The following is a 13,362-nucleotide window of genomic DNA, read 5'->3' as shown; positions in this document are numbered from 1 at the left end:
CCTCACAGGATAGGGAACAACGGGAAGGAAGGCTTTAGGGCAATACTTCGGGGTTGTCGTCTAGGGAAAGCAGAAATTGAATTAAATCTGTTTGTTGTTGGGGGGTGTAACCGCTTTGGGGATCAACCCAGTAGTTGTGTCCACTCCCGTCTACATTTGCCTTTTGTAAATCTGGATTTTTTTGATTAGCGGCGATCGCTACTTCCCGTAACTGTTGATCTAACAGCACTCGCAGACTGGCACCCGCATCAGGAACAATTCCTTTTAATAGCGTTCCTGCCATACCCAACTGCTCAGAATCAGCCACGCCAAAGCCTTTTTCATTTCTTTGAAGGGCTTCAACACTAGCGGCTACTCCTCCATCATGAAGGTAAGGTGCTGTTACAGAAAGTCCAATTAAACTCGGTACTTTGTAACCACCCGCAGGATTATTCATCGCAAAAGCTAACTCTTGAGAGCGTTTTGGGGTGAGATCCGTCGGAATTTCTAGTACAGGTGGATTAGCTGGTAGGGGAACGGAAACATTACTGGGATAGGTTTTTGGCGGCGCGAAAACTTTGGGAAATGCGGCTAATGTTTTAGCGCGTGATGGTTGTGTGCCTATTTCATCGGCGGCTATCACTTCATGATTTGTGAAATATCTGCCACTGTGACATTCAATACAACCCGCATTGTTAAAGATAGCGGCACCTCTTTGAAGACTATCAAGATCAGTTGTTGGAACGGGTGGCGGAGCAAGGGTATTTTGATATGCCGACATTGCGTTAAGTTGTTTCGCTACGGGCATTCCAGGGGAGTTCGCCATCAATCCATCGAGCATAAAAGGTGATCCTTTGGGATAATCTGGCATTCTGATGGTTTCATTCATCCCCGGTTCACCTGGTGTGGGATCGATCTGCTGGAAAAATTCTGAGGGTTTAGCACCTTCTGGCAGACGATAGGCTGGATTGGCTGAGTTTTGGAAGATAATGCCTAAATAAGTTTCTTTGTCAATCCCTAATAACGGTTCGCTACTATCGGCCCCTGTCGTCGCATCGGAGTTAGTGGCATGGACGTTACTATTCAGCGTTGTTAAGCCATGAAACCATCCGATTGCAGAATGACCACTCCATCCGTAGGGCCAAGCGTCGCGGGTGTACGAAGAGGGAATCTGAGCAGGATTATTCACTAAGCTTCCTGATGAATCGAAATTACCAGGGGGCCAAGTCAAAAGTTCTGCATCTACGGCAGTTTCTACGGTTTGAGGATCGGGAAGTTTTGCTGTTTCACCTTGATCATTTAGATAAGTATGATCGCCTAATGGAAGTTGAGTCGGATTAACTCCTGTTTGACGGAACATTGCGGCTGAATTACTCGCCATCGCCAAAATTAAGCCCGTATCTAGATCATTATTCGGTGCGCCTTCTATAACTCGTCCAGTCTGATGATCAATGGTTGAATGGCACAAAGCACAAGTAATGCCTACCCGTAATTTTCCTTTCTCGATACTGGTACGCATTCCCAAAGGGGTAAGAAAACCTGCGGGGATGTCTAAACCTGTATTTAGTAAAGTTCCTGATTGAAAGGTTTTTCCGCCGATGGTAATATCTTGATCGATCGGTATTTGCAGATTATGAGTAAATTGTCCTTTAAGACTAATGATCGCTTTTGTTAAGCTAATAGGATTGATTGGCCCATCTAAGGCTCCGACGACATCAGTTTGAAAGACTTGATCTTTAAAGGTTTCAGCATAAAATGCTTTGCGTCCTAGAGCAATTAGATCTTCAGTAATTTCAACTGCTCCGTTTTCGGGGGATAATTTTTGCTGTCCTTCTTCAGTTTGTAACCATTCTGCCGCCGTTTCTGGGACTATGACACGTCCTAAGACATCATAGGTACCAACATCTGACGGAGGAGACTGGGTTATTGGTGTATAGGTCTGAGCAAGCTGAGGCCTTGGAGCAAAAGCAATTTCTAATTGAAAACCGAAAAAAGCGGCTAATAGGACTACTAAACTCAACAACAGGGTCGGAACTAGAAAATTAGGCAATGACTTCGGCCAATTCATAAAATTCTATTTATCCTGCTTCTGGTGCTTCTCGAACATCATCGGAAGGACGTTCGGTAGCTTCTTTATTTTCCCTGATCTCTTTGGTACGTCCTGGTATAGGTACACCTTCTTCGCTTTGGTAGTCTTGGGGAATGTCTTGTTCTGGGTCATTAATCTGACCGTTAGCGTTGACATTGGGTTTGGTAGAACTACCTTTATGACTGGCGTGACCACTACTCATTGTTTTTCCTCCATTAGAAAATAAATATCAGAATTAGACAGCATAAACTGTCTCACTGTTGTTATATTGAGTTTAAATAAATTTTTATATTGATTTAATTAGCTATATTCAAAAATTATTTTAAAGTACAAAAGCGTATTTAAAGTAATGTTTTTAAGCATTTATTTGATATTTTGCTTTGTATTTATGTTAGATCAAGTGAATATTTTTTTGCTCTATTACTAAGGTATTAAATATTTTTTCTATTTTCTCTATCTAAAGATGATTTTTGACCCCTCTCCTACAAGAGAGATGCTCAAGTAAGGTAGAGGGGTTAAAGGAGCAGAAAAAAAATTAATTATTGCTATTTTTTTGCTTCATTCGGTCGAAATCTTCGCGATTTATTCCTTTAAAGAACATCGGGATAAACTGTTCGACAAACATTTTAGGATCTTTTTGCCAAGCTTTTTGAGCCATTTCAATACGGAATAATTGCAGTTCTGGATTAAAGACCGTTTCGGGAATGTGTTTCATTAAATATTGAGTCCGTTCCCAAAGTGGCATTGTTTCAGAAATTTCCATTAAATGCTCAATGCGTCGTAATTCGGCACCCATCATGATATCACTAGATTCATAGGCTGCTTGTTCAATGGCAAAGAAACGACGTTTTGCCCGTTCCACTTTTTCTTTGTGTTCTGGACTTTTCTGCGCCATTTTTGATAACCAGCGATTTCCCCAACGAACATGACCTGCTTCTTCTGGAAAAATACGCTCAATGGTTTCTCTGATTTTAATATTTTCTTCGGTCTGCTCTGCTTCTTTTAACGCTTCGATATGAGCCGAGAAAAATTCACAGCCTCGTTTTTCAGTGGCATTAATCGCAGCTAAACTATCGATAATGATATCATCTCGATTGGATTGGGTTGTATAAGCTTCTTGATCGATCAGCTTTTCAAAAGCATCGATATAAGAAATTCCTGTCGGTTGTCCGATATCTTCACCTAAATCAATCAATAAATCAGTTAACCACAGAGCATGACGGGATTCTTCAACGATATGATTAGAAATATCGCGGATTAATTCTTTGGGTTGTCCGTTGAGTCGTTCGATGAGTTCTGTTAAATCTTTACAGCTACGTTGTTCATTATAACGATAGCGGTTCAGAGTCATCATGTGCAGTTCACGATCTTGGATAACTCGTTTGAGAATATCTCGCGCACTGAGAATATTTCTGTATTTGCGGGGATAGGAGACTGTCATAATGCCGTGTATGTATGAAGTTTTGTTACACTATTCATATTCTAACGAGGTTTACTGAGAGCAAGCTATAAAAATGTACCGTTGGGTAGACATCAATTAACTTTTTAGAGTTTTAGGAACTTGTAAACTCAGCAAAGTCACTCGCACAACCATAAATAAAGATAGTGCCAACCATAGAAGATAAACGCTTTGAAACTGCCAGGCGATTATCGCTAGTGGAACAAATCCTGCTAAAGTTGCTACTAAAGCCGTATTGCGTAAAATTGCCCCTTCGGCTAGTCCTAAGAAGTAGCCATCTAACATAAAGGCCAAGGAACCAAAACCCAAAACAGGTAATAGCCAGGGAATATAAGGATGGAGACATTCTAAAACATCAGCATGATTGGTTAAAAGTCCCAGTAAAGAGTCTGGAAACAGCAGACAAGCAACTGCAAAACTAAGTCCAATGGTCAAACTTGCTTGTCCCGACATTTGTAAAAGAGGGTATAACTGCTCATACTCACCTTTTCCTTTAAACATTCCAGCCATACTTTCAGTTGCATAGGCTAACCCATCAACAATATAAACCGTTAGGGTAATGACTTGTAATAGCAAAGCATTTTCCGCTAAGGTCATTGTTCCCATTGCTGAACTGAGGTTTGTAAATAGAGAAAAGGTCGATAAAAAAGCTAAGGTACGGATAAAGATATCTCGATTTAAAATTAGTGTTTCTTTCCAACTTGCAGAAACCCAAATTTGACCGAGTAAACTTTTTATTTTTTCTAGCTTGATTTCTCGACAGATAAAAAATAAACCCACCAATAACATGAAATATTGACTAATGGATGTGGCTAACCCTGCACCTGCACTTGTCGTCTGAAAGCGCATAATGAAAAGATAATCTAAAACAATATTTGCACCATTTCCTACCAAAGACATCCAGAAAACTTTACCACTGTGTCCTCGTCCTAAAAACCAACCGATGAGAACAAAATTCAGCAGTGTCGCAGGTGCGCCCCAAATTTGAGTATTATAATATGCTTGTCCTGCTTCTTTAACCTCTGGAACAGCGCTGAGGAGCGCAAAACCTAAGTTTCCTAACGGTTGATGGAACACTAAAAGGAGAATGCCTAAACTAAAAGCAAGTAAAGCATTTCTCATTAGAGTTAGCGAGATTAAATCTTCGTTATTTCCTCCGACAGCCTGCGCGGTGATGGCAGTCGTACTCATCCGCAAAAAACTTAAAGTACGATAGAGATAATTAAATAAAATGGTCGCTAGAGTGACTCCTGCTAGGTAGTGAATTTCTTGTAAATGACCTAAAAAAGCCACACTCAAAAAACCCGACAAAGGAACCATTAAGTTAGAGAGAATATTAATAAACGCTAGTCTGTAAAAGTTTTCGCGTACATCTTCCTTGACCAAGGTTGGTAAGGTTGTGGAACTCATATAAGTTATAAAATTTCTTGCTTTCTAGCTATAAGTTTAGCGAAAGGAGAATGGAATATCAGATTTACGCCAACTCCCCAAGCAATAGCAAGCATCCATCCACCGAGGACATCACTGGGAAAGTGTACCCCTAAATACATCCGTGTCCAACCAACTGAGACAACGTAAAGTCCTCCTATCAGCATAACCCATTTGTACCAGCGTGTCTCCCAAGATAAATGAAGAAGTGCGACGAATAAAATCATACTCATTAATGAATGACCACTGGGGAAGGAGTAATCTAGCGGTAGAGGTTGAAATAACTCCCATAAGTGGGGACGAGCGCGATGATAGACTAATTTAACGCTATAACTAATTAAAATAGCCCCAAATTCAACCGTCAGCAGATAAGCTAGACGATGCCATTGTTGACGAAGGATTAAAAGTAAAGATACTAAAAAAACAATTGGTGCAATTCCTTTAAGATAACCAAACTGAGTCAAGATAGAAGCAAAAGCATCTAACTGCGGTGTTTCTGTTTGATGAATTGCTGATAAGAGTGAGACATCCCATGATAAGCTCGTTCCATTTTGCAGAATAGAAAACGCTAACAGGGCAAAAATCTGTAACGGTAAATAAACACCTATAAAAAAGAGAAAAATCGAAAATTGTTTAGGCTCAGGACTCGGTGATAAATCCACTTCTGTTGTCATCGTTTATTTTTTATCTAAAAGCTGATTCTCTTTCACTCTAAAAAAGTGGTTTAAGAAATGCCAATAGTTTTATTTTTTAAAACGATTAATAAATTCTATTAATGTATAGGATATGGGGGGTATTTATCCTATAGCAACTATCTAGAGGCTGATTTTAGAGGCGTTACAGCTAAAAAATAAGATGGATGACGTTTTTGGTCTTTGGCGCGGCTAGGGGTAAATTTTGGCTAAAGAGGTTAAACAAACGATCGCCTAACCTCTGTTTCAAATTACATCCCCATCACTTCATATCCACCATCGACATAGATAATTTGTCCTGTAATTCCGCTAGATAGATCACTACACAAAAATGCAGCAGTGTTTCCGACTTCGATTTGGGTTACGGTTCGTTTTAGAGGTGCGACTTCTTCGACATGATGGATCATATCTAAAATACCACCAACCGCAGAAGAAGCTAAAGTACGAATTGGCCCTGCTGAAATTCCATTGACTCTAATATTATGTGATCCTAACTCAGATGCGAGATAGCGAACACTCATTTCTAAACCTGCTTTCGCAACTCCCATTAAATTGTAATTTGGGATGACTCTCACTCCACCAATATAGGTTAGGGTGACGATACTCCCACCCTCTTTCATTAATGGTTTTGCTGCTTTAGCCATGCGAGTTAGTGAGTATGTACTAATATTTAAGGATTTGAGAAACGCTTCACGAGTAATATCGCTAAAATCACCTGTTAATCCTTCTTTATCGGCAAAAGCCAGACAATGAATCAGAATATCTAATTTATCCCATTTTTCCGCGACCGCAGCAAAAGTAGCCTCAATTTGCTCATCATTTTGGACATCACATGGAACAATTAGGGAGGGGTTCAGGGGTTCAACCACTTCTCTAACTTTTTTTTCAAAGCGTCCCTTTTCATCGGGTAAATAAGTTACAGCAAGATTAGCCCCTGCTTTGTGGAGTTGTTGCGTAATTCCCCAAGCAATGGATCGATCATTGGCGATTCCTGTGACCAGAGCGTTTTTCTGTGTTAAATCTAGCATAGTTTTAAGTTAGACAATATTTTTAGGCTGAAGTCCCCGCGATCATTAAATGGATAGGTATAATCAAGGTACAGAAACGGGGATAAAATTATACCGATAAAAATATTGTGAGGCAAAAAGTACACTCTACGTTGAGCAGTTTTTCTTTAAATCGTGTTTAATATTGAATTTAACTCCGAATCATGTTTTAAATTAACTATTCACCAAGTTTGTAAAGTGTGATGGACGTATCCTTAATTCAAGATAAACCGTTAGCTGATGTCTTTCGTCGGATTGGTAGTGGAAATTTTCCCCCCGTCGTAGAAACTTTTGAACGGGGTAAAACGATTTTTTTCCCTGGAGATCCAGCAGAAAGAGTCTATTTTTTACTCAAAGGTGCTGTAAAATTATCTCGCGTCTATGAAGCTGGAGAAGAAATTACTGTTGCACTATTGCGCGAAAATAGTGTCTTTGGGGTACTTTCTCTGATTACAGGTCAAAGATCGGATCGATTCTATCATGCGGTGGCTTTTACTCCAGTCGAACTTCTTTCGGCCCCAATTGAACAAGTTGAACAAGCATTACGAAATAATCCAGATTTATCAATGTTAATGTTACGCGGTTTGTCTTCTAGAATTTTACAGACGGAAATGATGATCGAAACCCTAGCACATCGTGATATGGGTTCTCGTTTAGTCAGTTTTCTCTTAATTCTTTGTCGAGATTTTGGCGTTCCGACACCCGAAGGGATTAGGATCGATTTAAAATTATCTCATCAAGCGATCGCTGAAGCAATTGGATCAACTAGAGTTACTGTAACTCGTTTATTGGGGGATCTCAGACAAGAAGATATGATTTCAATTCATAAAAAGAAAATTACGGTTCATAATCCTGTTGCCCTTAGTCAACAATTTACCTAGCTTAAATGGTATAGATCACCCATGACAAGTGCCTATATTCTAGTCGCCTCAATTTTAATTTTAGGAGGGGTATTAGCTGCATTGGGTGATCACCTGGGCAGTAAAATTGGTAAAAAACGAATGCGACTTTTTAACCTGCGTCCTCGTCAAACAGCTACTGTAATGACGATCGCTACAGGAATTTTAATCGCATCTTCCACCCTCACTTTATTATTTAGTTTAAGTAAATCGCTTCGTCAGGGCGTTTTTGATTTAGATCGCATTCTTGCTGAACGTCGTGCTGCGATTAAACAACTTGAAAAAGAACTGCAAACGGCAAGACAAGAAAAAACACAAATTCAAAAAGAATTGGAAACAGCTATAACTGCACAAACTTCAGCTAAAAAACGTTTGATTAGCATTAATAGTAATTTCCAACAATCTCAGACTCAATTAAAAAAAGTAGCTCAACAACTTTCCACGGTACAATCTGATGTTTCTACACTTCTTCAAGATCGTCAACAACTTCAACAGCAGAAAAATCAGTTAACTACTCAAAAAAACCAGTTAACCACTCAGCTAAATCAACGACAAGCACAGGTGAAAACCAGAGATCAAGAAATTCTCAAAAAAGAACAACAGTTGTCACAACAAGATCAATTATTATCACAACGTCAAAACCGTCTACAAGCTTTAGAGACAGAACAAAAACAACTTCAAAGTGCGATCGATGCTAAAGATACTCAGATTGAACAACTCGATCAAGCAATTGCCGAAAAAGATATCAATCTTGAACAAAGAGAAAACAAACTTAAACAACTAGAAATTCAACTGAGTTATTTAAGACGAGAAGTTGAAGTATTAGAACAATATTATCAAACCTATCAAGATTTAAGAGAAAGAAGAATTGCGATCGTGCGGGGTCAAGTTTTAGCGTTTGGTGCTTTGCAGGTGGTTAATTCAGGTGATGCTAAATCGATTGTTGCTGCGGTTGATCAAATTCTACAACAAGCTAATTTATCAGCGATTCAAGCTACCCAACCGAATGCCACTAATCCTAATCTACAAATTATTCAAATTACTAAGGCTGAAGTCGAACAATTAGTCCAACAATTACAAGATGGACGAGAATATGTGGTACGAATTCTGTCGGCAGGAAATTATGTTTTAGAAGAAAAAGAAATTCGGGTTTTTGCGGATCTTGCTCCTAATCAAAGAATTTTTGAGGAAAATCAAGAGATTGCGGCTGTTTCCATTGATTCACAAAATATGTCTGAAGGAGAACTACAAAGTCGTTTAGATAACTTACTCGCTGCATCACAGTTTCGAGCGCGACGGGCTGGCGTTTTAGGAAATATTCAAGTTGAAGACGGTCGATTAACTACCATAATTAGTTTTATGGATAAAATTAATCAGTTAGATGATCCGATTGATGAAATCAAAACGGTCGCAGTGGATAAAACTTATACTACTGGCCCGTTAAAATTACGTTTGGTAGCAATTAAAGATGGAGAAATTCTATTTAGCTCATGAATATTTTAGGTTTTGACCCAGGAAAAGATAAATGTGGTCTTGCTGTTGTGGATAAAAATCGGCAAATATTGTTTCATCAAGTGATTGTTTCTGAGGACGCTTTACAAGTCATTCAATCGTTATCTAAACGGTTTTCGGTTCAATTATTAGTGATGGGCAATCAAACGACTTCTAAAGCTTGGAAAGCAAAAATAGAAAATTGTATTTCTTTTCAGATTGTCCTAGTCGATGAACACAATAGTACTTTAGAAGCACGGGATCGTTATTGGTTAATGTATCCCCCTCAAGGACTACAAAAATTGATTCCCCAAGGTATGCGGATTCCTCCACGTCCTGTGGATGATATTGTGGCTATTTTATTAGTAGAACGCTATTTACAACAAGTTTAAAGATGATGATTGTGACGGCTCTTCAACTCCAACAAATTAAAAGTCATGCTGAATTGATTTATCCTAACGAGTGTTGTGGGTTGCTGCTTGGAAAAATTACACCAGAAGGAAGTTTTTTAATTGAAGTTCAGGAGACGGAAAATAGCTGGACAGATGAAATAAGAGAAGATTTATTTATACAGACGGGAACAACGCGGGATCGTTTTTATATTGCACCCAAAGTTTTATTGCAAGTTCAAAAACAAACACGCGCACGTCAACTGGTAATTATTGGGGTTTATCATTCTCATCCTGATCATTTGGCGATTCCTTCAGCGATGGATCAAGAGATTGCATGGCCCGAATATTCTTATATGATTGTTGCGCTTAATCAGGGAAAAGTTACAGATATTAAATGTTGGAAGTTAGATCAAGATCATCAATTTCAATCTGAAGAGATTGTTTTAACTGAAGTCCCCAAATAATAACGCATAGAAATAGGCTAATGCTTCATTAGTAATTGAGCGAAACCCCGCGCTAGATGTCCACCAAAAACGATGATCATAAGCATCACTCGGATAAGCGATCGCACCAATTTTTAGATCGTTTGGCAGCATTTTTTGATACAGTAACCAACTTCTGCGGGTATGTACATCAAAAGAGTAGATATTTATTGATTTAATCTTGAGATTAGATTCAAATAGCCATTTTTTTACCGTTTTAGCTGCCATCCCTGTTCGATTGATTTTGGTTGCAGGGGCGGGAATCGGAATAATTTTTTCTTGAGGAATACCTAACGCGATTAAAGAGGCGGCTGTCAGTTGGGCAGAGTTTTGATATTGACTTAAAAATGAACCTTTCTCTAGAGGTAATCCAGTAGCAATGATGATTTGATAATGTCCTTGTTTGTATTCAGAAACAGCACCTTTAACCACAGCATCAGTGACCCATCCTTCTACGAGTAGAGCATCGGCTTTAATGGGGGCTTGTACTGCTAAAAATGAATGAATTTGCGTGACAAAAATAGTAAGTAAGGTCAACAACACTACAATGAGTAATAACCATCCTTTTAGGGTTAGTGTCCATTGGGGCTGATAGATAAATAGTCCCCAAAGTTTAATGATTTTAGACATTGAGGGTTTAGCTTTGACCTGCTTTTGAGTGTTTAAGATATTCAAAAACAGATTTATCGCCGATATCTGGGGGAATGGGTTGAATCACTTTCCGCAGGGCAAAAACCAGAAATAGAATCGACCAAATGCTTAATAACAATTTTTCAGCCGATACGGGTAGAATTCCGACTAAATGCCCTAACAGGAGTAATGGCACGAGAGGGGTTAAAAATTTAGTTTCAATACGATTAAAACAAAAGGCTTCTTTAAAATAAATTCCTGTTAGTGCGGCGAAGGTAAAGCCAATTAAGAGTAAACTGAGGGGATGCTCATAGATATATTCAGCGACGGGCATCGGTGTCATCAGAGTAAAAATGTAAATGAACCAGTACCAATGACAAGAAATAACTGTAGAAGTCGATGTAATGGAACTAAATAAATATGAATGGTCGCTAAACTTAAGGCCAAACCACAGGAAAAAACCGCAAAGATGGGCGTTAATAAGGGTAAGATGGCTTGAAGATTTTCGGCAGATAGCACTAAACTACTTCCGACCAGAAAACTAAATGCGGAAATGATTAAGCCAGCACGATATAAAATAACGCTCAGTCGATCTTGCTCAGTAATGGAAAAATTTCCAAACTGTCCTTGATAAATTTGTGTTTCTTCTTCAGCTAGCATAAGTTATTTTATTAAACGAATTGGTTATTTTTAGTATAGCTAATCGCCCTGAAAACCCGTCAACAATTATTAATAATTTTCTCAATTTTTTTTCTAATTAATATTAATTTAGCAAAAAACGCAAAAAAATGGTAAACTGCGATTAAAATTAGGGGAGGTTTATCCAATTGCAGGTTTTTGTCTATGGAACCCTCAAACCAGGTGAACGAAACTACTCCTATTATTGTGAGGGAAAGACGCTACAAGAAAGAGAAGCATACACCTACGGGAAGCTATTTCATTTGTCTTTAGGTTATCCAGGGTTATTAGAGGGAAATGGGAAAGTAAAAGGATTTTTGCTTACTTTTGAAAAGGAGTCAGACTTAGAAAACTTAGATAAATTAGAAGACTATCACCCCCTACGATCGCCTGACGAAAACGAATATCAACGAAAACGAATTCCAATTTTTAGTCTAGATGATGAATTTTTGGGGGAAGTTTGGGGGTATGTCATGACACTGGAGAAAATTCAGCAATACCAAGGAATACCCGTTTTATCGGGATCTTGGACGGAACAAGAACAATCTTAAACACTTATTCTCGTGCGATGTTGTTCTAACATTGCTTCTAAACTTGCAGAAGTCACACAACGACGCTCAGAACAATAAGCCATTTGATTGACTCCATTCATCATTTTGACCGTCATCACTCGTATGCGAAAATCATCTGTAACGAACCAGCTTCTTTCCTGTCCTTGATTGCGTTCATATTCAGTATTAATGGTTAAAACCCCATTTTCATCGAAGCGATAGACTCCAATAACAGGGATGCCTTCCACATAACCTCGGTTGCGTAAAAATTGGCCTTGTCTGGGGTCATCTTGATGAGGAACATCGACTAATATAGCCGCATAATTCGGATTGGGTTCTGAGTCATCCATATTGTCTTGCCAAGAAAAACTAGCACCACCACTGACCAAAAAGGGATCAACATTTTGTGCTTGACAAACTTCAATGACTTTGGGGTCATCTTTTTCCAAAACTTTCACAATTAGGTTAGATTCTCCAGACTCATCAGAAACAGAATCAAAATGATGAACCGTTCTTGTGCTGTACCAGACTCCCTCACTTTTGCGGAAAAAGTCCATCATCGTCATCGGTGGGATTAACTGCATAGCTGTTTTAATTAAGAAAAGTAAAAAAAATTAGAGAAATGAATCAGACCAATTCTAGGATAAAAGACACTGGTTATTTTTATGGGTCTGTATCAACAAAACTTCAGATAAACGTTATGACTACATTTGTTCAATCTCAAACCCCCTCACGCTCTGATATTTTACACGCTCACCAACAAGGTCAACGTTTATTGCAACTGAATCTACAAGGGATTGATTTAAGCGGTACTAATCTAATCGGTGTTAATTTAAGTCAAAGTAATCTGAGTCATGCCAATTTAGAAAATACCGATTTAAGAGGGGCAAATTTACAAGGCTGTAATCTCAGCAATGCTAATTTAAAAAATAGCTATCTATTTCGTTCAGATTTACAGGGATGTAATTTAGAAAATGCTCAGTTAGAAGGAGCAAGATTACAATTAGCTCGTTATAATTCTAAAACCATTTGGCCCGAAAATTATGATTATCGAAATCTTAATGCAGTTGGGCCGAAATCTAATTTAAACGGTGCGTTTCTTAATACTTCCAATCTGAGATATGCCGATTTACGAGGAGCCAATTTAAGAGGAGCTTATTTAAGTGGTGCAGATTTAACTGGAGCTAATTTAGAAAATGCCGCATTGAGTGGAGCCAATTTACAACGAGCTATTTTAACAGGGGCTTGTTTAAGAAATGCGAGATTAATTGGTGTGGAATTACAAGGGGCTGATTTACGCGCTGTTGATTTTACAGATGCTATTTTAGAACAAATTGCGAGTATTGCGGGTGCAGATTTTACTTTAGCAATGGGATTAAGTGCAGAAACTAAAGCAATGTTATGTAGTTTTTCTTCCCAAGATTTAGGAACGTGGAATGCTTATACTCGTGCTAATACCGCACAAAGTTTAAGTTGTTCTTGTGGTTAATCATTACTTAACAAATTTTAAAGTTTAGTTCTTTAAAGTCATACTAATCCAGTTGAG

At 38.5% G+C, this 13,362-nt stretch carries 14 protein-coding genes and 1 pseudogene; 6 read left to right on the top strand and 9 right to left on the bottom strand.

Going from position 1 to position 13,362, the window contains the following annotated elements; all coding sequences use genetic code 11:
* Nucleotides 1–34: 34 nt before the first annotated feature.
* The 6 genes from CFPU101_RS16775 to fabI all read right to left on the bottom strand — a co-directional run bounded on the left by CFPU101_RS16775 (nt 35) and on the right by fabI (nt 6,675).
* Nucleotides 35–2,047, bottom strand: a complete 2,013-nt coding sequence (locus tag CFPU101_RS16775; RefSeq protein ID WP_206816487.1) for a hypothetical protein — start codon at nt 2,045–2,047, stop codon at nt 35–37.
* Nucleotides 2,048–2,057: 10 nt separating this feature from the next.
* Nucleotides 2,058–2,270 (bottom strand): hypothetical protein, encoded by a 213-nt coding sequence (locus CFPU101_RS16770; RefSeq protein ID WP_206816486.1) that lies wholly within the window; start codon nt 2,268–2,270, stop codon nt 2,058–2,060.
* A gap of 333 nt (nt 2,271–2,603) precedes the next feature.
* On the bottom strand, nt 2,604–3,509 hold the full coding sequence (locus CFPU101_RS16765; RefSeq protein ID WP_206816485.1) for a ferritin-like domain-containing protein: 906 nt from the start codon (nt 3,507–3,509) through the stop codon (nt 2,604–2,606).
* Nucleotides 3,510–3,605: 96 nt separating this feature from the next.
* The gene (gntT, locus tag CFPU101_RS16760) at nt 3,606–4,937 is read right to left on the bottom strand and encodes a guanitoxin biosynthesis MATE family efflux transporter GntT (RefSeq protein WP_242578047.1); all 1,332 of its coding nucleotides are present in this window, start codon (nt 4,935–4,937) and stop codon (nt 3,606–3,608) included.
* Nucleotides 4,938–4,942: 5 nt separating this feature from the next.
* Entirely contained in the window at nt 4,943–5,629 is a 687-nt protein-coding gene (locus CFPU101_RS16755) for a phosphatase PAP2 family protein (RefSeq protein WP_206816484.1), read from the bottom strand.
* Between the two features lie 269 nt (nt 5,630–5,898).
* A complete protein-coding gene (gene fabI / locus CFPU101_RS16750; protein ID WP_206816483.1) occupies nt 5,899–6,675 on the bottom strand; it encodes an enoyl-ACP reductase FabI in 777 nt (258 codons plus the stop codon).
* A gap of 221 nt (nt 6,676–6,896) precedes the next feature.
* Between fabI and ntcA the strand changes: the two genes are divergently transcribed.
* From ntcA to CFPU101_RS16730, 4 genes are read left to right on the top strand one after another with little or no spacing between them, the layout of a single operon-like run.
* Nucleotides 6,897–7,574 carry a global nitrogen regulator NtcA gene (gene ntcA / locus CFPU101_RS16745; RefSeq protein WP_206816482.1) on the top strand — a complete coding sequence of 226 codons (678 nt, stop codon included), beginning with the start codon at nt 6,897–6,899 and terminating at the stop codon, nt 7,572–7,574.
* Between the two features lie 21 nt (nt 7,575–7,595).
* A complete protein-coding gene (locus tag CFPU101_RS16740) occupies nt 7,596–9,086 on the top strand; it encodes a DUF3084 domain-containing protein (protein WP_206816481.1) in 1,491 nt (496 codons plus the stop codon).
* A complete protein-coding gene (locus CFPU101_RS16735) occupies nt 9,083–9,475 on the top strand; it encodes a pre-16S rRNA-processing nuclease YqgF (RefSeq protein ID WP_206816480.1) in 393 nt (130 codons plus the stop codon). Before CFPU101_RS16740 ends, CFPU101_RS16735 begins: the two co-directional genes overlap by 4 nt.
* A 2-nt stretch (nt 9,476–9,477) precedes the next feature.
* Nucleotides 9,478–9,939 (top strand): M67 family metallopeptidase, encoded by a 462-nt coding sequence (locus CFPU101_RS16730; RefSeq protein WP_206816479.1) that lies wholly within the window; start codon nt 9,478–9,480, stop codon nt 9,937–9,939.
* Here CFPU101_RS16730 and CFPU101_RS16725 read toward each other — a convergent pair.
* A complete protein-coding gene (locus CFPU101_RS16725) occupies nt 9,919–10,587 on the bottom strand; it encodes an ElyC/SanA/YdcF family protein (protein WP_206816478.1) in 669 nt (222 codons plus the stop codon). The two genes, CFPU101_RS16730 and CFPU101_RS16725, sit on opposite strands and share 21 nt — an antisense overlap.
* 7 nt (nt 10,588–10,594) lie before the next feature.
* A pseudogene (locus tag CFPU101_RS16720) lies at nt 10,595–11,247 on the bottom strand (DUF2301 domain-containing membrane protein).
* A gap of 167 nt (nt 11,248–11,414) precedes the next feature.
* Here CFPU101_RS16720 and CFPU101_RS16715 point away from each other — a divergent pair.
* Nucleotides 11,415–11,816, top strand: a complete 402-nt coding sequence (locus CFPU101_RS16715) for a gamma-glutamylcyclotransferase (protein ID WP_206816477.1) — start codon at nt 11,415–11,417, stop codon at nt 11,814–11,816.
* Here the strand turns inward: CFPU101_RS16715 and CFPU101_RS16710 are convergent.
* Complete coding sequence (locus CFPU101_RS16710; protein ID WP_206816476.1) at nt 11,813–12,400, bottom strand: phycobiliprotein lyase; 588 nt, start codon at nt 12,398–12,400, stop codon at nt 11,813–11,815. The genes CFPU101_RS16715 and CFPU101_RS16710 overlap by 4 nt on opposite strands.
* Before the next feature lie 116 nt (nt 12,401–12,516).
* Here CFPU101_RS16710 and CFPU101_RS16705 point away from each other — a divergent pair, with 116 nt between their 5' ends.
* Entirely contained in the window at nt 12,517–13,305 is a 789-nt protein-coding gene (locus CFPU101_RS16705) for a pentapeptide repeat-containing protein (RefSeq protein ID WP_206816475.1), read from the top strand.
* Nucleotides 13,306–13,362: the final 57 nt, after the last annotated feature.

The organism is Chroococcus sp. FPU101 (assembly GCF_017312365.1).
In the GTDB taxonomy this organism is placed as follows: Bacteria; Cyanobacteriota; Cyanobacteriia; order Cyanobacteriales; family Microcystaceae; genus Chroococcus.
Note: the sequence above shows the minus strand (reverse complement) of the source record. Positions and strands in the feature narration are given on the sequence as shown.

What these genes read in the sequence shown, in the direction of transcription:
- CFPU101_RS16740 (WP_206816481.1), top strand. Translation starts at nt 7,596, where the DNA reads ATGACAAGTGCCTATATTCTAGTCGCCTCAATTTTAATTTTAGGAGGG.
- CFPU101_RS16770 (WP_206816486.1), bottom strand. Translation starts at nt 2,270, where the DNA reads ATGAGTAGTGGTCACGCCAGTCATAAAGGTAGTTCTACCAAACCCAAT.
- CFPU101_RS16705 (WP_206816475.1), top strand. Translation starts at nt 12,517, where the DNA reads ATGACTACATTTGTTCAATCTCAAACCCCCTCACGCTCTGATATTTTA.
- CFPU101_RS16765 (WP_206816485.1), bottom strand. Translation starts at nt 3,509, where the DNA reads ATGACAGTCTCCTATCCCCGCAAATACAGAAATATTCTCAGTGCGCGA.
- fabI (WP_206816483.1), bottom strand. Translation starts at nt 6,675, where the DNA reads ATGCTAGATTTAACACAGAAAAACGCTCTGGTCACAGGAATCGCCAAT.
- CFPU101_RS16775 (WP_206816487.1), bottom strand. Translation starts at nt 2,047, where the DNA reads ATGAATTGGCCGAAGTCATTGCCTAATTTTCTAGTTCCGACCCTGTTG.
- gntT (WP_242578047.1), bottom strand. Translation starts at nt 4,937, where the DNA reads ATGAGTTCCACAACCTTACCAACCTTGGTCAAGGAAGATGTACGCGAA.
- CFPU101_RS16735 (WP_206816480.1), top strand. Translation starts at nt 9,083, where the DNA reads ATGAATATTTTAGGTTTTGACCCAGGAAAAGATAAATGTGGTCTTGCT.
- CFPU101_RS16710 (WP_206816476.1), bottom strand. Translation starts at nt 12,400, where the DNA reads ATGCAGTTAATCCCACCGATGACGATGATGGACTTTTTCCGCAAAAGT.
- CFPU101_RS16725 (WP_206816478.1), bottom strand. Translation starts at nt 10,587, where the DNA reads ATGTCTAAAATCATTAAACTTTGGGGACTATTTATCTATCAGCCCCAA.
- CFPU101_RS16755 (WP_206816484.1), bottom strand. Translation starts at nt 5,629, where the DNA reads ATGACAACAGAAGTGGATTTATCACCGAGTCCTGAGCCTAAACAATTT.
- ntcA (WP_206816482.1), top strand. Translation starts at nt 6,897, where the DNA reads ATGGACGTATCCTTAATTCAAGATAAACCGTTAGCTGATGTCTTTCGT.
- CFPU101_RS16730 (WP_206816479.1), top strand. Translation starts at nt 9,478, where the DNA reads ATGATGATTGTGACGGCTCTTCAACTCCAACAAATTAAAAGTCATGCT.